Annotated in this window: 17 protein-coding genes and 1 other annotated feature; of the genes, 13 read left to right on the top strand and 4 right to left on the bottom strand. The window is 38.1% G+C overall.

The window, feature by feature from the left end; translation table 11 throughout:
• Window positions 1-16: 16 nt before the first annotated feature.
• Together thrS and CTY48_RS12575 are read right to left on the bottom strand one after the other, a co-directional pair.
• The gene (gene thrS, locus CTY48_RS12580; protein WP_099468831.1) at window positions 17-1,978 is read right to left on the bottom strand and encodes a threonine--tRNA ligase; all 1,962 of its coding nucleotides are present in this window, start codon (window positions 1,976-1,978) and stop codon (window positions 17-19) included.
• Between the two features lie 90 nt (window positions 1,979-2,068).
• Window positions 2,069-2,266 (bottom strand) — a binding site (T-box leader).
• Window positions 2,267-2,356: 90 nt separating this feature from the next.
• Window positions 2,357-4,096: an Rqc2 family fibronectin-binding protein gene (locus tag CTY48_RS12575; RefSeq protein ID WP_099468830.1), complete on the bottom strand. Its 1,740-nt coding sequence runs from the start codon at window positions 4,094-4,096 to the stop codon at window positions 2,357-2,359.
• Between the two features lie 303 nt (window positions 4,097-4,399).
• Between CTY48_RS12575 and rho the strand changes: the two genes are divergently transcribed.
• The 13 genes from rho (at window position 4,400) to CTY48_RS12505 (ending at window position 16,332) form a co-directional block, all read left to right on the top strand.
• Complete coding sequence (gene rho, locus CTY48_RS12570) at window positions 4,400-5,797, top strand: transcription termination factor Rho (RefSeq protein WP_099470152.1); 1,398 nt, start codon at window positions 4,400-4,402, stop codon at window positions 5,795-5,797.
• A gap of 114 nt (window positions 5,798-5,911) precedes the next feature.
• Window positions 5,912-6,121: a 50S ribosomal protein L31 gene (gene rpmE, locus CTY48_RS12565; RefSeq protein ID WP_099468829.1), complete on the top strand. Its 210-nt coding sequence runs from the start codon at window positions 5,912-5,914 to the stop codon at window positions 6,119-6,121.
• A 193-nt stretch (window positions 6,122-6,314) separates the two neighbouring features.
• A complete protein-coding gene (locus tag CTY48_RS12560; RefSeq protein WP_099468828.1) occupies window positions 6,315-7,268 on the top strand; it encodes a DUF1385 domain-containing protein in 954 nt (317 codons plus the stop codon).
• A 15-nt stretch (window positions 7,269-7,283) separates the two neighbouring features.
• A complete protein-coding gene (gene prmC / locus CTY48_RS12555) occupies window positions 7,284-8,111 on the top strand; it encodes a peptide chain release factor N(5)-glutamine methyltransferase (protein ID WP_099468827.1) in 828 nt (275 codons plus the stop codon).
• 67 nt (window positions 8,112-8,178) lie between these two features.
• A complete protein-coding gene (prfA, locus tag CTY48_RS12550; RefSeq protein WP_099468826.1) occupies window positions 8,179-9,255 on the top strand; it encodes a peptide chain release factor 1 in 1,077 nt (358 codons plus the stop codon).
• Window positions 9,256-9,543: 288 nt separating this feature from the next.
• Window positions 9,544-10,401, top strand: a complete 858-nt coding sequence (locus tag CTY48_RS12545) for a metallophosphoesterase family protein (protein ID WP_099468825.1) — start codon at window positions 9,544-9,546, stop codon at window positions 10,399-10,401.
• Between the two features lie 21 nt (window positions 10,402-10,422).
• On the top strand, window positions 10,423-11,244 hold the full coding sequence (locus CTY48_RS12540; RefSeq protein ID WP_099468824.1) for an HAD family hydrolase: 822 nt from the start codon (window positions 10,423-10,425) through the stop codon (window positions 11,242-11,244).
• Window positions 11,245-11,268: 24 nt separating this feature from the next.
• On the top strand, window positions 11,269-11,820 hold the full coding sequence (locus CTY48_RS12535; RefSeq protein WP_099468823.1) for a GNAT family N-acetyltransferase: 552 nt from the start codon (window positions 11,269-11,271) through the stop codon (window positions 11,818-11,820).
• A 584-nt stretch (window positions 11,821-12,404) separates the two neighbouring features.
• Window positions 12,405-12,776 (top strand): hypothetical protein, encoded by a 372-nt coding sequence (locus CTY48_RS12525; RefSeq protein WP_099468821.1) that lies wholly within the window; start codon window positions 12,405-12,407, stop codon window positions 12,774-12,776.
• Between the two features lie 138 nt (window positions 12,777-12,914).
• Window positions 12,915-14,009: a hypothetical protein gene (locus CTY48_RS12520; RefSeq protein WP_099468820.1), complete on the top strand. Its 1,095-nt coding sequence runs from the start codon at window positions 12,915-12,917 to the stop codon at window positions 14,007-14,009.
• 25 nt (window positions 14,010-14,034) lie between these two features.
• Complete coding sequence (locus CTY48_RS12515; protein ID WP_099468819.1) at window positions 14,035-14,796, top strand: hypothetical protein; 762 nt, start codon at window positions 14,035-14,037, stop codon at window positions 14,794-14,796.
• 229 nt (window positions 14,797-15,025) lie between these two features.
• Window positions 15,026-15,649, top strand: coding sequence for a hypothetical protein (locus CTY48_RS12510; protein ID WP_143452724.1), 624 nt, complete (start codon window positions 15,026-15,028; stop codon window positions 15,647-15,649).
• 5 nt (window positions 15,650-15,654) lie between these two features.
• Window positions 15,655-16,332 carry an ATP-binding cassette domain-containing protein gene (locus CTY48_RS12505; RefSeq protein WP_328587807.1) on the top strand — a complete coding sequence of 226 codons (678 nt, stop codon included), beginning with the start codon at window positions 15,655-15,657 and terminating at the stop codon, window positions 16,330-16,332.
• Between the two features lie 99 nt (window positions 16,333-16,431).
• Here the strand turns inward: CTY48_RS12505 and CTY48_RS12500 are convergent, their stop codons facing one another.
• Window positions 16,432-16,758 carry a TfoX/Sxy family protein gene (locus CTY48_RS12500; protein ID WP_099468816.1) on the bottom strand — a complete coding sequence of 109 codons (327 nt, stop codon included), beginning with the start codon at window positions 16,756-16,758 and terminating at the stop codon, window positions 16,432-16,434.
• 68 nt (window positions 16,759-16,826) lie between these two features.
• On the bottom strand, window positions 16,827-17,735 hold the full coding sequence (locus tag CTY48_RS12495; RefSeq protein ID WP_099468815.1) for a helix-turn-helix transcriptional regulator: 909 nt from the start codon (window positions 17,733-17,735) through the stop codon (window positions 16,827-16,829).
• Between the last annotated feature and the right edge of the window lie 28 nt (window positions 17,736-17,763).

Raw genomic sequence — 17,763 nt, 5'->3', positions numbered from 1 at the left:
GAAATTATGCGAGTGCTTACTTGCTTTCCTCTGTCACGGTAACCTCACGAATTTCTTTCGTTCTGATTTCCTTGCAGATTGCATTAATAAATTCATCAAGTGTTTTTTGACCTTCATCGCCAGCAAAACGGCTTCTGACAGATACCAAACCGTCTTCCTCTTCTTTCTGTCCGACTACAAGCATGTAAGGTACACGATCTAATCTTGTTTCTCTGATTTTGTAACCGATTTTCTCAGCTCGCTCATCAACAGTAGCAAGAATTCCGTTTTCTTTTAATTCTTTTTCTACTTGATGTGCATAGTCATGATATTTTTCTGAAATCGGAAGAACACGAACCTGTTCCGGACATAACCATGTCGGGAATAAACCGGAATATTTTTCAATTAACCATGCAAGGGTTCTCTCATAGCAACCAAGAGATGTTCTGTGGATGATGAAAGGACGAACCTTGTCACCATTCTGGTCGATATAATACATATCAAACTGTTCTGCAATCAAAGCATCCCATTGGATGGTAATCATGGTATCCTCTTTGCCATACACATTTTTCGCCTGAATATCCACTTTAGGACCGTAGAAAGCAGCTTCGCCTTCTTCCTCTGTAAATTCAATTCCAAGCTCAATCAAAATATTGCGGATTCTACTCTGTGTCTCTTCCCAGACTTCGGCATCACCAATATATTTTTCACGATTGTTCGGGTCCCATTTAGACAAGCGATAAGTTACCTCATCTGAAAGTCCCAAAGTCTGGAAGCAGTATCTTGCTAAATCAAGACAACCTTTAAATTCCTCATCCATCTGGTCCGGTCTTACAATAAGATGTCCCTCTGAAATTGTAAACTGGCGAACACGAGTCAATCCGTGCATTTCGCCGGAATCTTCATTTCTAAAAAGTGTAGATGTCTCACCGTAGCGAAGCGGTAAATCGCGGTAAGATTTCTGACTATTTTTGTATACATAATACTGGAATGGACATGTCATAGGGCGAAGTGCAAATACTTCTTTATCTTTTTCCTCGTCACCAAGGACAAACATACCTTCCTTATAATGATCCCAGTGACCGGAGATTTTATACAGGTCGCTCTTTGCCATAAGAGGAGTTTTTGTTCTCAGATATCCTCTTTTTTCTTCCTCATCCTCAATCCATCGTTGAAGAACCTGTATCATCTTAGCACCCTTTGGAAGCAGGAGAGGAAGTCCCTGTCCGATTACATCAACCGTTGCAAAAAGCTCCATCTCACGTCCAAGCTTGTTATGGTCACGCTTTTTGATATCCTCCAGATGAACGAGATATTCGTCTAAGTCTGATTTTTTGGCAAATGCTGTACCGTATATTCTGGTAAGCATTTTATTTTTTTCATTGCCTCTCCAGTAAGCACCGGAAGCGGAGATAAGCTTAAAGGCCTTGATTGCTTTTGTGCTCATCAGATGAGGACCGGCACAAAGGTCCACAAAATCACCCTGCTTGTAGAAGGAGATAACTTCGCCCTCCGGCAAATCTTCGATTAACTCTACTTTATATGGCTCCTGTCTCTCTTTCATCAGTGCGATGGCTTCCTCTCTTGGAAGTGTAAATTTCTCCAAGTTATCGCCCTTTTTGATAATGGCTTTCATCTCTTTTTCAATAGCGTCCAAGTCTTCTCTTGTGAATGGCTTAGATTCAAAGTCATAATAAAAGCCCGTATCAATGGAAGGCCCGATGGCAAGCTTGGCATCAGGGTAAAGTTTTTTTACAGCCTCAGCCAAAACATGGGAGGTAGTATGGCGGTATGCCGCTTTTCCCTTTTCATCGTTGAAAGTTAAAATGCTTAACTCGCAGTCCTCATTTACAATTGTTCTTAAATCCACTGTTTTACCGTTGATTTCTCCGGCACATGCCATTCTGGCAAGCCCTTCGCTGATATCGAAAGCGATATCGATAACGGACATGGAATTTGCGTATTCTTTAAAAGAACCGTCTTTTAGTGTGATTTTCATAATAAAACTCCTTTCGCATTCTATGTTATAAAGTGGAGCAGAAGAATTTCTTAGCATACAAAAAAGCTCGTCTCTTCTGCATATTATTACAGAAGGGACGAGCTGTACTCGCGGTTCCACCCTTATTGCGTTAAAAAAACGCCGCTCAATCAGATGATAACGGAATCACCGGGCTGGATTAGAGCCACTCGGAGGTAGTTTTCAAATGCTTCGTCATAAGATGCTTCCAGCAAACTGCATCTCTCTCTGTAATCCTAGACATTTTACTCGTCTCGTCAACGTGTTAATTAAATAGTTTAATTCTTATTATAGCATTCCAAAATCGTTTGTCAATTATAAATTTTTACATAATAGGAAAATCCTATCATGATTAGGGTGTCAATCGCTTACAAGTGTAATTCCTGTGATATCGGAGTCGATTAAGAGCGAGTAGTTTGTGTAATATACGACAAAGCCGGGCTTTGAACCATTTGGTTTTTTTACATGCTTTTTCTCAATATAATCAATCTCTACACGGTCAGAACCTCTTCCCTTGGAGTAGTAGGCAGCGAGACGTCCCGCTTCCTCGAACGTTCTGTCAGGCACCTCATCACCGGTTGTCTTTAGAATAACATGAGAGCCTGGCATACCTTTTGCGTGGAACCACCAGTCATTTCCGGTGGCAAATTTAAAGGTAAGCTCCTCGTTCTGAAAATTATTTTTACCGACATAAATGTGATAGCCATCGCTGGAAATATAGTGAAATGGCTTGCTTTTACTCTTAACCTTTTTATTAAAGCCTTTTCGCTTGATATAACCGTATTCCATCAATTCTTCCTTCAACTGTACCAAGTCATCCTCGGTCAGTGCTATGTCAAGGGCAGTGCTGATGGATTCCAAATGGTCAATTTCACCTTTTGTCTCCTCAATGAGTGTTGTAAGTGCCTCAAAGGTACGCTTTAATTTGTTGTATTTGTCAAAATATTTTTTGGCATTTTCCTTCGCCGTAAGCTGTGTATCAAGAGGAATTTTAATCATTTCATTTGTATAGTAGTTAAGTGCCTCTAATTCCTTGGCACCCTCCTCCAGATTATAGCCGTAGGTGTTGAGAAGTTCGCCGTATACCTTGTATTTATCACGCTTTTCGGTATCTTGAAGCTGCTTGAGCTGTAAATCGTATTTTTTAACACTGCGCTCCAAGGCAACTTGAACGACATGGCGGATATCATAGGACTTCTGGCGGATCCTTGTTATCGCATTTTTGGAAGCGTAATAGGTTTCCAGCACGGCACTGATACTTTCGTAGGAGACGGCGTTCATATCCTCATAGTGGGAGAGCAAAATACTGGAAAATTCAATAGGCTCGTTCTCTTTATAAATAATATTCGGCTTAAAATCATGATTTTGAATGTCGTACATCAGATTTGAAAAAATAGTATATAAATGGACCGCTTCATTTTCCACCAAAACATTGGCAGGTTTTGAGGAATCAAGAGATGCCCGGTAGCATACTTCCTCGGCAGCAGCAGGGCTGATACCTGTAAATGAGGTGTAAATTGCCTTGGAAACCGCCATAGGCTTTGCAAGGAGAATTTTACAAAATTCCTCTCGTGTGACAGAAAAAGGCTCCTTTTTATCCTGTGTCTGCGGGATAAAATAATCTCTTCCGGGCAGAACTTCACGGACGGAACTCATATTAGCCGAGACATGCTTGATGCTGTCAATAATCATATTGTTATCGTCACAAAAAATAATGTTACTGTGTTTTCCCATGATTTCTACAATCAGATATTTTTTACATAAATCACCTAATTCATTCAAATGCTCAATCTCAAAACGGACGATTCGCTCCAGACCCGGCTGGGTGATAGAGGTAATTCTGCCGTTACTGAGGTGCTTTCGAAGAAGCATACAGAAGTTAGGCGCAGTCATAGGGCTTGGCTTATTATTTTCCGTCAAATACATAAGCGGCAGACTGGCGCTGGCAGAAATGAGTAAACGATACTGCCCAGTGGTTGTTTTTAAGGTAAGAATTAATTCATCTGTTTCAGGCTGTGCTATTTTATATATTCTGCCGTTTGGTAGTTTTTCACTTAGTTCATAAACAAGGTTTGCAATTGCAATTCCGTCAAATGCCATGATATATCTCCTTTTGGTTTTGTTGCGTCATACTCTTAAGTATAATATGATTATGAAAACTTGACAATTGCTATTTTGATGCCGGGCATTTAAAGTTCAGTCATACCATTCATAATGTGCCCGATAGAACGAGAATTAAATAAAATTTGTTTCTATTTTTAAAAATTTAGTGTATAATGTAAATGTTATAGTTAAATCATCATCAAGTCTGATATAAAAAATCCAACCAAACGATAGTGTACATTGGAATTGAATATATTTGGAGGAGCAATAATGGGTAGAAACTCGAAAGAAGGAGACTCTATGAGAGAAAAGTATGAATCATTGTCTGTAACTGCATTGAGGGATGTGGCAAAGGCACGTGGAATGAAGAATATTTCCACATTGAAAAAGAGTGAATTGGTTGAAGTGATGCTGGAGCAGGATGAAAAAGAAGTGAGTGCAAAGCAGCAAAGAGAAGAGGAAAGTGCAAAGAAGGAAGATGCTTCCAGAACGGAAAGAAACAAAATGGAAGGAAGCAGACCAGAATGCAGGCCGGAAGGAAGATGTTCTGAAACAGACACAGATAAACTGGACAGTGGAATTTGTGCAAAAGGAATTCTTGAGGTATTACCGGATGGCTATGGATTTATTCGTTGTGCAAACTATCTGCCGGGCGAAAATGATGTTTACGTGGCACCTTCCCAAATCCGCCGTTTCGGATTGAAGACGGGCGATATTATAGAAGGAAATACAAGAGTAAAAACGCAGGCAGAAAAATTCAGTGCTCTGCTGTTTGTAAAATCCATCAATGGTTTCCATCCTGCGGAAGCTGCGAAAAGAAGAAACTTTGAGGATATGACGCCAATTTTCCCAAATCAGCGCCTGAGACTGGAAACAAGCTCAAACGGAACAGCGATGAGAATTGTTGATTTGATATCTCCTGTGGGAAAAGGTCAGAGAGGTATGATTGTATCACCTCCGAAGGCGGGTAAAACCACGCTGTTAAAGCAGATGGCAAAATCCATTATTGCAAATAATAAAGACATGCATATGATTATACTGCTTATTGATGAAAGACCGGAGGAAGTAACGGATATTAAGGAGTCAATTGAAGGGGATAATGTGGAAGTAATTTACTCTACCTTCGATGAATTGCCGGAACATCATAAGAGAGTGTCTGAAATGGTACTCGAAAGAGCCAAGAGACTTGTTGAACATAAAAAAGATGTGACAATCCTGTTAGATAGTATTACAAGACTGGCGAGAGCCTACAACCTTACGGTACCGCCAAGCGGAAGAACCTTATCGGGTGGTTTGGACCCGGCGGCGTTACATATGCCAAAGCGGTTTTTTGGTGCGGCGAGAAATATGAGAGAGGGCGGAAGCCTTACCATTCTTGCAACGGCATTGGTTGACACGGGAAGTAAGATGGACGACGTTGTGTACGAGGAATTTAAGGGTACGGGTAATATGGAACTTGTATTAGACCGTAAGCTTTCTGAGAAGAGAGTATTCCCTGCGATTGATATTCCGAAATCAGGAACGAGAAGAGAGGATTTGCTTCTCAATCGAGAAGAGCAGGAAGCTGTTTACATTATGAGACGTGCTCTAAACGGAATGCGTACCGATGATGCCGTAGAGAAGATTCTTGATTTATTTGTGAGAACCAAGAATAATGATGAGTTTGTTCAAATGGTTAAAAAAACAAAATTAAATTAAGAATAAAGTACTTGCATTGGCCACAGACATATGGTACAATGAATAAGCTGTTTATGAGAAATGAGACCAACTGTGTTGGTTTTTATATGATTACTTTATAAAGAGGTGAATAAGATGAGAGAAGGAATACATCCAGAATATAATCAAGCAGAGGTTACTTGTAACTGCGGAAACGCATTCGTAACCGGTTCAACAAAGGGTGAAATTCACGTTGAAATTTGTTCAAAGTGCCATCCATTCTATACTGGACAGCAGAAAGCTGCTGCTGCTCGCGGACGTATTGATAAGTTCAATCGTAAGTATGGTATGAACGAAGACAAATAGGATTTGAGCAGGTAAGGTTGGGGTCGATGTATCTCAACCTTTTTTGTATCATAGGAAACTCTTTTGAATTTCCTATGATACAAAAAACTATTTATGCGCACCTCGCGGATAGGAAGTAGTTGCTACGCAACCCGCTCGGGCGCGAAGTGTGAGCAACGCTCACACTTTATTTTACCATAGGAAGGAGAATTTAATGAAGTCATCGGGAATTGGCGGGCAGGCTGTTATGGAAGGCGTTATGATGAAAAATGCCGATAAATATGCAGTGGCTGTCAGAAAATCGGATCAGACAATAGAGGTGTCAACAAAGGAATTTAAGAGTGTTGTCAAAAGTGAAAAGCTAAAGAAGATACCAATTTTGAGAGGTGTATTTAGCTTTATCGATTCTATGGTGCTTGGTATGCAGTCACTTACTTTTTCAGCGAGCTTTTTTGAGGAGGAAGAAGAGACAACGAGCAAGGCGGATCAGTTTCTTGAAAAGGTATTGAAGGATAAGACGGAAAAATTTATTATGGGCCTCACCGTTTGCTTTTCCATTGTTATTGCCATTGCGTTGTTTATGGTGCTTCCTTATTTTATCTCTGACCTGTTTCGGGCAGTTATTTTGTCAGACATGGCAATTGCGGCAATTGAGGGTGTGGTCAGACTACTGTTATTTATTGGATATATTTGTCTGATTTCTCTTATGAAGGATATACAGAGGGTGTTTATGTACCATGGTGCCGAGCATAAATGTATCAACTGCATTGAGCACGGTTTGGAGCTTAACGTGGAAAATGTCAGAAAGAGCTCCAAGCAGCACAAACGCTGTGGAACAAGCTTTCTATTGATTGTTATTGTGATTAGTATTATTTTCTTTCTGTTTATCAGAGTCGATTCACCGGCGCTTCGGGTTATTGTGAGAATATTGTTAGTACCGGTTATCGCGGGCGTGGCTTATGAATTTATCAGACTTGCGGGCAGAAGTGAGAATAAAATTGTTGAGATACTCAGTAAACCAGGTTTATGGCTTCAAAATCTCACAACGAGAGAGCCTGACGACGATATGATTGAGGTTGCAATTGCATCGGTGGAGGCAGTGTTTGACTGGAAAGAATATCTTGCGCAGGATGCAGAGGAAGAAGTTTCCCAGCTTGTAAATGAATAGATAGGGGAAGCTGATATGACTTTGCAGGAAGCATTTGATTATGGAAAGAATTATTTGAAAGATAAAAATATTTTGGACTATCAGCTTGATGCGTGGTATTTGCTGGAGTACACGATAAAGGCGGACAGATCCTATTTTCTTCTTCATCAGCAGGAGGAATTGGAGGCAGATCAGGAAAAAGATTACATGGCTTGCCTACAGCTTCGCGGCAACCACATTCCGCTGCAGCATATTACAAAAGAGCAGGAATTTATGGGACTGACCTTTCAGGTAAATGAAAATGTCCTTATTCCGAGACAGGATACGGAAGTGTTGGTCGAAGAGGTGCAAAAACGTCTAAAATCAGGCATGACGGTTCTGGATATGTGCACCGGTTCAGGGTGTATTATCATCAGTCTGAAGCATCAGAAATCTGATATAACTGCCTTTGGAAGTGATATTTCCGATAAAGCGCTTGAGGTTGCTAAGGAAAATGCAAAGAGAAATGACACAGATGTGTCATTTGTGAAAAGTGATATGTTTGCCGAAATTCAAGGGGCTTTTGATATTATCGTATCAAATCCGCCGTACATTCCGACAGAGGTAATCGGCGGTCTGATGGAGGAAGTAAAGGAGCATGAACCCATGCTTGCCCTTGACGGAAAAGAGGACGGCTTGTATTTTTACCGGGAAATCATTCAAAAAGCGCGAGGCTATCTAAAACAGGGTGGTTTTCTCTGTTTTGAGATAGGTCACGACCAGGGAGAAGAGGTTTCGGCTCTTATGCGGGAAGTAGGGTTTCAAGATGTTGCGGTTATAAAGGATTTGGCAGGACTTGACAGAGTTGTGGTGGGAAATACATAGCTGTGCTGCCGCGATGACTAGATAATAAAAAGAAGATGATAAATGTTATAATGATGGAGGAAATAAAATGTTTGACAGATTAGAAGATTTGTTGATCCGCTTTGAGGAAATCATGAGCGAATTAAATGAACCTGGCGTGGCGGATGATCAAAACCGTTTTCGCAAGCTGATGAAGGAACAAAGCGAGTTAACACCGATTGTAGATGCATATAAGGAATACAAGGCTGCAAAGCAGAACGTAGAGGACAGCTTGCTCATACTTGAAGAAGAAAGCGATGAGGAGATGAGAGAACTTGCGAAGGAGGAGTTAAATGACTCCAAAGCACGTATCGAGGAGCTCGAGCAAGAGCTTAAAATTCTTTTACTTCCAAAAGACCCGAATGATGAGAAGAATGTTATCGTGGAAATCCGTGCAGGCGCAGGTGGAGATGAAGCAGCATTGTTTGCGGCAGAGGTGTATCGTCTGTATGCCAGATTTGCGGAAAGAAACCGTTGGAAAACCGAAATGATGAGCTTAAATGAGAACGGTATCGGCGGCTTTAAGGAAGTGGTTTTCATGATTAACGGTCAGGGAGCCTATTCCAAACTCAAATACGAAAGCGGTGTACACCGCGTGCAGCGTGTTCCTGAGACAGAGTCAGGAGGACGTATCCATACTTCAACAATTACGGTTGCGATTATGCCGGAAGCCGAGGAAGTGGATTTTGATTTGAATATGAATGACTGTAAATTTGACGTATTCCGTTCCTCTGGAAACGGCGGACAGTCCGTTAATACGACGGACTCAGCAGTTCGTCTGACCCATATTCCGTCCGGTATCGTAATTTCATGTCAGGATGAGAAGTCACAGCTTAAAAATAAAGATAAGGCATTAAAGATACTTCGTTCCAGATTGTATGAGATAGAGCTTCAAAAGAGAAACGATGCCGAGGCAGAGTCAAGAAGAAGTCAGGTAGGAACAGGAGACCGTTCCGAAAAGATTAGAACCTACAACTTCCCGCAGGGAAGATTGACCGACCATAGAATCAAGCTGACACTTCACAGATTGGATGCTGTGATGGATGGAGATTTGTTTGAGGTTATTGACAGTTTGATTGCGGCGGATCAGGCAGCACGGTTGAGTAAGCTGAATGAAGAGATGTAAATTCGTTAAAAATTTTAGATTTATTTTTTAATTATAATTAAAGTTATGAAAAGCGTTCTACTGTGTATTGGTAGAACGCTTTTTATTTATACGCACCTCACGGAGACGAAGTTGTTGCTTCGTAACCCGCTCAGGCGCGAAGTGTGAGCAGCCCTCACAATTTCTTAATTAAAGGTAAGACATAGCACAGAGTATAAGCAAGAATATGACGTTGTAGGGCGTAGATGTTTGTGATATACTTTGCATAGCGATTGACTAAAATAAATAAAAATTCGGGGAGAATATGAAATGGTTATTGCGGTATTGTCAGATATACATGGAAATTATATTGCCTTAGAAAAATGTATTGGATATGCGCTGGAAAGAGGTGCCGATACATTTCTGTTTTTGGGAGATTACGTTGGAGAATTGGCGTATCCGCAGAGGACAATGGAAATGATATATAGCCTAAATTCGCAATATGCATGTTATTTTGTTAAGGGGAATAAAGAAGATTACTGGCTGGATTATATTGCTGGCGGCAAAAAGGGATGGAAAGAGAAGGACTCTACAACAGGGGCATTACTCTATACATATAACAATTTGACAGAAAGAGATATAAGTTTTTTTGGAAGATTATCTCATAAGCAAGAAATTCAAATTGAAAGTATGCCATTGATGACGATCTGTCATGGCTCTCCCAATCAAGTAAATGAAAAACTGCTGCCTGATGATGAAAAAACTTTTGAAGTTATGAAGAAAGAGAAAGCGTCGCTTATTTTATGCGGGCATACTCATATTCAGACAAAAATTGAACAGGAAGGGAAGGTTGTGTTGAATCCGGGAGCGGCTGGTGTTCCTTTGTATAGTGAAGGAAAAGCACAATTTTTATTGTTGCATGCTGAAAACGGCGAATGGAAGGAAGAGTTTGTCAGTCTCCCTTATGATGTTGCAAAGGTAATATCGGATTTGCACGAATCTGGGCTGTGTGAGAGTGCTCCCTATTGGTGTAAAGTATCTGAAAATTTATTGCAAAATGGGGATATCCCGCATTCCAACGTCTTAGCAAAAGCCATGGCACGGTGCGCTCAGGAGAATGGAAGCTGTAACTGGCCAAATATTCCGGAGAAGTATTGGGCACAAGCAGTGAAGGAAATGATTAAATAAATGGAAAGAGGGGAATAGTCAGTGAAAACACTTTATGTAACAGATTTAGATGGTACATTGTTAAACAGGCAGGATAGAATTAGCCAAAAAAGTCTTGATATCATCAATAAGCTCGTAGGAAAAGGGATGACGTTTACATATGCCACTGCTCGCTCTCTTGTATCTGCGTCCGTAGTTACGAAAGGATTATCAGCTAATATACCGGTTGTTTCATATAATGGCGCATTTATTATAAATCCTTCAACAGATGAGATTTTGTTATCCTCTAAATTTTCGAAAGAAGATACAGAAAAAGTCATAACGGTTTTACAAAAGTATGATATCAGCCCGCTGGTATATGCTTATGTTGACAACGAGGAAAAGGTATCTTGGCTGACAAGCAGAGAAAATGACGGGATAAAAAGATATTTGAGTTTGCGAAAAAATGACAGAAGATTACGTCCTTTAAGTAACAGTACGCAGCTTTATATGGGAGATATGTTTTATTTCACCTGCATAGGAGAGAAAGAGGAACTGCTTCCGATTTATGAAATATTTTCAAAGGATGAGCGATTTCGCTGTACAATCCAACAAGAATTATACCGCCCCGAATATTGGTGTGATATTATGCCGGCAAAAGCAACAAAAGCGGAGGCAATCAAGAAATTAAAAGAAATAATGGGATGTGAAAGGGTCGTATCTTTTGGAGATGCAATCAATGATATACCGATGTTTGAACTATCAGATGAGTGCTATGCTGTGGAGAATGCCGTTGACGAGCTGAAAGCACTTGCCACCGGAGTAATCGGAAGTAATGAAGAGGACGGCGTCGCAGAGTGGTTAAGGGATAATGTAACTATTTAATAAAATTTGTAAAGGAGTGCTAGAATGAAACATTGCGGAACAGTAGAACTGACTACAGACAGATTGATACTTCGCAGATTTTGCGTGGAGGATGCAGAGAGGATGTATCGAAATTGGGCATCAGATGATGAAGTTACAAAGTTTTTGACGTGGCCGTCACATGGTTCGGCTGAGGGAACAAAACAGTTGATTGAGGTGTGGGAAAAAGAATATAATAATCAAAATACATATAATTGGGCAATTACATTAAAAAATGAGACAGATAATCCAATTGGAAGTATTGGCATTGTAGAGCAAAATGAAGCTGTTGACAAGGTGCAAATAGGATATTGTATCGGTAAGAAATGGTGGAATCAGGGAATAACATCCGAAGCATTGCAGGCAGTTATTACATTTTTGTTTGAGCAGGTAGGAGCAAACCGAATTGAAGCAAAGCACGATACAAATAATCAAAATTCCGGTTCGGTAATGAAAAAGTGCGGAATGACCTTTGAAGGTATATTGCGCCAGTCTGATAGGAATAACCAAGGAATTTGTGATACGAGTTATTATTCTATTTTGAAGTCGGAGTGTTAAGATTTAAATAATGGTGGTTTAATGAAGTATTGCGTGTAGTCGGTATTTGATATGAAATTGAACTCTATGCGTATGCATATAGTATTACTGGGAATGAGGAAATTGAAGATGCCTCTTGAATTTACAAGCATTAATAAAATTTTAGATATATTTTTTTCGTTTCTCTTTCCCTTCTTTTCTTTCTTTTTGTCTTTTTTAATAAGATTGTCCATTTGTGCTCTCAAATCATCCATTCAGGTGTTAAATATTGAAAAGTACATACAATTGATATATTATAGAAAAAGTAAAGCGGATATTAGTTAGTAGTAGTGATATTAGACGAATAGTGCGACATAAGACTGATAATTAAAAGGAATGTATAAATAAAAGCAAAACAAAATGTTATATTCAAATATGATATTGCCTTTATTTTATATATGGAATATAGGAATCGTATAGATCAATTTCTAAAAATAATTGAGTAAGCCAATTTGTTTTGCTATATAAAGGGAGGTGATACCAATGAAGATATAAAATTAATTATGGTCGGAACAATTTAAAAAGTGTTAGAAGAAAAAACATTACAAAATTTAGGAGGGTGAGTTATGAAACAAAAAATAATAGTTAGTGTAATAGCGGCGATGTTAATGACAGGAGCAATAGGAATTACCAGCTATGCAGAAGCCACATTTAATTTTAATTTTTCTTATTCAAGTAATGCGCAATACAGTGCTAAAGGATATAAGAACAATCTTATTCCGACGGTAACTGTTGTTGCTCAAGAATCAAACTTATCTAGCACAAAGAATATTAATATGACTCTTGTGGCTACTGACTATTCAGCGATAACAGGTGTTAAAACACTTGGTACAAGCAAATCGTGTAGGTTTACTACTTTTTACGAAGGATATCTTTATTTAAAGGGATCTCCTAATGCAACGGGAGTATATGCGAATGGAGTTTGGACCACTCCATAATCCATATTCAGAAATAGAATAAATTATTATGTATTAAAGATATGCTATAATCTAGTACTAAATGGAAGTATATCATTTAGTACTAGAACTTATAGTATGGCATGAGAAGAAATGTTTTTGGGGAGAGGGTAGGTAAATATGGATAAAATAAAAATCTATATGTGTTTACTATGCTGCGGAACTATTCTACTATCTGGCTGCAATAATTCTACGGCGAAATCAGAAGAAGTACAACAAGTGCAGAAAGAAATCAATGACTATTTGTCGGTAGATGTGAATTATGAAAAAAAGGTAGAGGAGTATAGTCAGATTACAGTAGAAAGAAAAAGATTTACGGAGGAATTGGTACAGAGTGCATTTTTTCCAGATAATAATGTACAAAAACGTATGTGGACAAATAATTCCGGATTTAGTATTTATAATGATAAATTCGAACTTAGAAAAAATGATAATACGTTCACATATGTATATTTGCCGGATTATGAAAATTATTTATTTTTGGTGAATAGGGATAATGCTATAGCTCCGGGGGTTGTACGAAATGATTTAAGAGACTATTTTCCAAAAGAAGATTTATTATCACTGGAGTTGGAATATGTGAAAGAGATAAATGATGCTTACATGGATAAGTTGGGTATTTCTATGGTGTTGACAGAATATTATGCTCTTGATAAGGACGGACTAAATCAATTAGAACAGGTTTTGCTTCCGGACGAAACATATGAAGAATTAAGAAAAATGGGTTCTTTGCCAAATGGACGGTTTAGAGATTGGGAAGAAGAACAAGAAGCGTATGTACTTATTAATCAGTCAAGCTTGGATGAAGTTCCGATTTATAATATTTCTTATTCAACAGACGGAAAAGTAGAAGAAAATGATTTTGGATATGCTTGGAGCATTCTGAATAAAAACGGACTTATTTATATGAATGTAGCTGCCTTAATAGGCGAAGAAGTAGAGCGGGAAAACGTAACAGTTATAACTATGGCAGAAGCGTTGGAAAAAGTAATTCAAATGTATGAAAATCGTTTTATTACGACATCAACCTGCATCAATCATGTTGAATATATCTATATTCCTGTTGTTGCAAAAGACGAAACGATAATACTCATGCCGGCATGGAAATTTCAAACTGTGATTGGTGAAGATGCTTTAGAAACGGCAGAAGATGATAGCACAGCAGTTGTTGAGTATACGATAATCAATGCAGTTACAGGTGAGGTGTTAAGTTAAGATGAAAAAAGGAGGGACATTTCAAATGGAGCTGATGCGTTGCTTTGGCTCAGGGCATATATGGGTCTGGATTTGTCTTGTGCTAGTTGCTTGCTGCTTATATCCTATTGGTTCGTGGAGAGACATAATAAACAATCGTTATGGAGTATATTCCGTATTATCGGTTGTAGAGCAAATGGTAAATTTTGACCGTTTTAAGTCCTTAATTCTTCTGGCAGTTGCTTTTATCTATTCGGGAAGTTTCTGTGACGATTGCCAAAATAATTATTATCACTTTATAGGAACAAGAGCTTCGTTAAAAAAGTATGCATTTACAAAGGTGTTTGTCAATGGAATCGGAGTTTTTTTAACTGTAATGACTGGAATTTTGATGTTCTCATTGATTTTATCACAGTTTATACCCATGTATGTTGCAGGTGATGGAATAACGATTAGCGGCTATCAAGGGGGTATAGGGAGTTTGATTTATATTATACTTCCTTTTAGCTTAGGAAGTGTTTTTCTGACTACCCTTGGATTATTTTTTTCCGCTTTTGTGCCGGATAAGTTGATTGTTTATACAATTCCTTTTTTAGGAAATTATTTATTCAGTGCATTGACCTTTAATACCGGAGAAAACGGTTTGTTTTTTTTAGGGCTTATGTCTTCCAATCTATCGGAAATACAAGAAGTCGGTCTTTTAAATATTGCAAGAAAAAGTATTATTTTTTTAATTTTCACGTTGATGCTGTCTGTGGGATTTTATATAGGTCTAAAAAGGAGAATTGAGCATGAAAACTATAAATAAAGCTGTTTTTTGCTGTTGTCTTCGGTTCAGACAGTGGAAAAAAGATCGTACAGTTATACTACTCTTTTTTTCGGTTTTGATATTGCTATTTTATTATACAAGAGATATTTACTCGTTTTCCAAATTAATTCGTGAACCTATTTCAATTTGGATATTTACGTCTATTTATTCGGATTATATAGTTAGTATGGGGCTTTTGAAGGTGTTACTTTACTTTGGAGTTCTATTATTGTTTTGCAATGCACCTTTTATTGACAAGCTATATGTATCGGTTGTACTTCGAAGCGGTAGAGTGGCATGGGGACTTGGACAGACCTTATATATCGTGTTTGCTTCTTTTTTATATACCATTTTTGTGTTTATAAGCAGCATTGCTGTTATTTTACCAAGAGTTACAGTTCAATTACAATGGGGAAAAGTGATTGGAACTTTGGCACTTACTGATGCGGCTTATCAGGTTCCTTTGTTAATTTTTCCTTGGAAAGTCATTAGCAACTATAATCCATTGGAAGCAACGATATGGGCAATGCTTTTGGTTTGGCTTACCAACACCCTCATAGGTTTGCTTTTATTTTGTTTCAATAGTATTTTTAGCAGGAGAATAGGAGTTTGTGTATGCTGCGGTCTAATATTAATTGATCCTGTTATAAATATGACGGAGAAGACGGAATTGCTTCGCTTTTCCCCCATATCATGGAGCAGCATTGAAAATTTGGCAACAAATAAAATGTCAAGTATGCTAGAGCCGATGGAAGCGACAGTAGTATTACTCATTATTTGTACTATATTAGCTTGTGTTACAATTGGATACCATAGAAGAAAACCATTAGAAAAAATTGGAATTAAGGAATGAAAACTATGAATATAAAAATAAGTGAGATAACGAAAAAATATGAAAATATAACAGTTCTTAACCATGTATCACTGGAATTTCTCGAAGGAACCATAACAGGATTGATTGGGCGCAATGGTTCTGGTAAAACAATGATTTTAAAAGCTCTATGCGGATTTATAAAGCTGGATGAAGGTGTTATTTCTGTGGATGGAGAAACGTTTGATGATATTACGAAAACAGGTATTCCTGTGGGTGCAATAATTGAAACACCTGGATTTCTTTCTCAATATTCAGGTTTTAAAAACCTAGAATTTTTATCTCTCATACAAAAGCGGATTGATAAGAAAAAAATAAAGGAAACGATGGAATTAGTGGGGCTAAATCCAGATGAAAAAAAGCCCGTGGGAAAATATTCTCTTGGAATGCGGCAGAGACTTGGCATTGCACAGGCACTTATGGAAGAACCGGATATTTTATTGCTGGATGAGCCGATGAATGGGCTGGATAATATAGGAGTAAAACAAATGCAGCAATTATTTTTGGAATTAAAGAAAAAGGGAAAGACCATCGTATTGGCAAGTCATAATCGGGAAGATATCCAGCTTTTGTGTGATTATGTAGTAGAATTGGATCAGGGAAAAGTGATTCAAAGGTATGAAGCAGGTAACATAAATGGATTGGAAATATCATTCATTAAATAGAAATATAGAGGGAGAATACTAGATGAAATGCTAATGCCTTTTGTTGCAAGTTTAATTTGTCTAAAGCGTTTAATCATACTAGTATTCTCCTTAAAAATCCTATATTCCTTGTTTCTTTTTTCTCGATTTGGGCAAGGGTGTCACCGGTTCAATAATAGCGATAATTTCCTTGCTGAAATCGGAATTATCAATGTCTAATATATAATGCTCCTTTGCTCCTTGATAAGGGACACCTTTAGACGCTTCTTGCATTTTCTCTGATATGCAGTCAAGTAATTTAACATATACCGTGTTATCACAAACCAAAAGAACTGGTTTATCATTGACATAAACCATGTATTCGCCAAACATTTTTTTGTAACGTATGATGCCAAAACCGCTGATTTGTTCACAGACATATTCAATAAATTCAACTGATGTTGCCATAATTCACCTACTCCATTCATCTACCTGATTTTTTATTAGAATAACACAATAAACATGACAGCTGTATGTCATGTTTGGCTATATAAATTCTGTGTTTTTTTCAGCCTGTCGAGAAGCTCCATTCGCAACTCCTTTGGCTCAATAAGCTCAGCCTTCTCACCGAATCCCAGAACCCATTCTATCAGGTATTCTTTGTTGGTGAAGGGAAATTCGAATTGTAATCGTTTATCGGAGAGTATCGTAAAACTATCTATTCCATATTCATCTATGATTCGATATTTAACGGCTTTATCAAATCGTATGACAGCTTGTATCTCATCAGTAAAATACTTATTAAAATCTAATTTTTTATCAGGAATTTCTTGCATTTCAAAGCATTGACCGGTCACTTGAAGCTTCCAAAGCCGATTAAGCTTGAATAATCGAAATTCACATTTTGTTTGATCATATCCAAAAACATACCAGCTTGACCACTGAAAAACTATAAAGTATGGGTTAAAAACAACCTGTCGTTCGCCGGAACTGTTACAATATGTAAATTGGACTGAAAAAGAAGCTTCAATTGCATTTTTTAAATCAGAGATTTTAGGAGCAAGCGAATTTTTATAATGAGAGGATAAATTAATTAAGATGTGGTTTGACGCATAAATCTCGCTCTTGCTAGGAAAAAACTTATCAATAATATTTTGGTATTTTTTATCTTGCGCTACACTGTCAAGACTTGAAAGACCAACAAAAACAGCATGCAGTTCTTCCTCAGTGAAAAGTGTTTTATCAATTTTATAACCCTCAGAAATCGTAATTCCACCGTTGCTTCCTTGCAGTGTAATAATAGGAATACCAGCTTTGCAAATATCTTCTATATCTCGATGGATAGTTCGCCTTGATACTTCGAATTTTTCTGCAAGATAAGGTGCTGTCACTTTTCCCTTTTGCAATAATACTGTAATAATGCCAATTAGCCTGTCGAGTTTCACTTGACTGCTCCTTTCCCATATGTGATAG

Source organism: Konateibacter massiliensis (assembly GCF_900184995.1).
GTDB classification, from domain to species: Bacteria; Bacillota; Clostridia; order Lachnospirales; family Lachnospiraceae; genus Lachnotalea; species Lachnotalea massiliensis.
Note: the sequence above shows the minus strand (reverse complement) of the source record. Positions and strands in the feature narration are given on the sequence as shown.

What these genes read in the sequence shown, in the direction of transcription:
- CTY48_RS12525 (WP_099468821.1), top strand. Translation starts at nt 12,405, where the DNA reads ATGAAACAAAAAATAATAGTTAGTGTAATAGCGGCGATGTTAATGACA.
- CTY48_RS12575 (WP_099468830.1), bottom strand. Translation starts at nt 4,096, where the DNA reads ATGGCATTTGACGGAATTGCAATTGCAAACCTTGTTTATGAACTAAGT.
- thrS (WP_099468831.1), bottom strand. Translation starts at nt 1,978, where the DNA reads ATGAAAATCACACTAAAAGACGGTTCTTTTAAAGAATACGCAAATTCC.
- CTY48_RS12535 (WP_099468823.1), top strand. Translation starts at nt 11,269, where the DNA reads ATGAAACATTGCGGAACAGTAGAACTGACTACAGACAGATTGATACTT.
- rho (WP_099470152.1), top strand. Translation starts at nt 4,400, where the DNA reads ATGAGAGAAAAGTATGAATCATTGTCTGTAACTGCATTGAGGGATGTG.
- CTY48_RS12545 (WP_099468825.1), top strand. Translation starts at nt 9,544, where the DNA reads ATGGTTATTGCGGTATTGTCAGATATACATGGAAATTATATTGCCTTA.
- CTY48_RS12515 (WP_099468819.1), top strand. Translation starts at nt 14,035, where the DNA reads ATGGAGCTGATGCGTTGCTTTGGCTCAGGGCATATATGGGTCTGGATT.
- CTY48_RS12520 (WP_099468820.1), top strand. Translation starts at nt 12,915, where the DNA reads ATGGATAAAATAAAAATCTATATGTGTTTACTATGCTGCGGAACTATT.
- CTY48_RS12560 (WP_099468828.1), top strand. Translation starts at nt 6,315, where the DNA reads ATGAAGTCATCGGGAATTGGCGGGCAGGCTGTTATGGAAGGCGTTATG.
- prmC (WP_099468827.1), top strand. Translation starts at nt 7,284, where the DNA reads ATGACTTTGCAGGAAGCATTTGATTATGGAAAGAATTATTTGAAAGAT.
- CTY48_RS12500 (WP_099468816.1), bottom strand. Translation starts at nt 16,758, where the DNA reads ATGGCAACATCAGTTGAATTTATTGAATATGTCTGTGAACAAATCAGC.
- CTY48_RS12505 (WP_328587807.1), top strand. Translation starts at nt 15,655, where the DNA reads ATGAATATAAAAATAAGTGAGATAACGAAAAAATATGAAAATATAACA.
- prfA (WP_099468826.1), top strand. Translation starts at nt 8,179, where the DNA reads ATGTTTGACAGATTAGAAGATTTGTTGATCCGCTTTGAGGAAATCATG.
- rpmE (WP_099468829.1), top strand. Translation starts at nt 5,912, where the DNA reads ATGAGAGAAGGAATACATCCAGAATATAATCAAGCAGAGGTTACTTGT.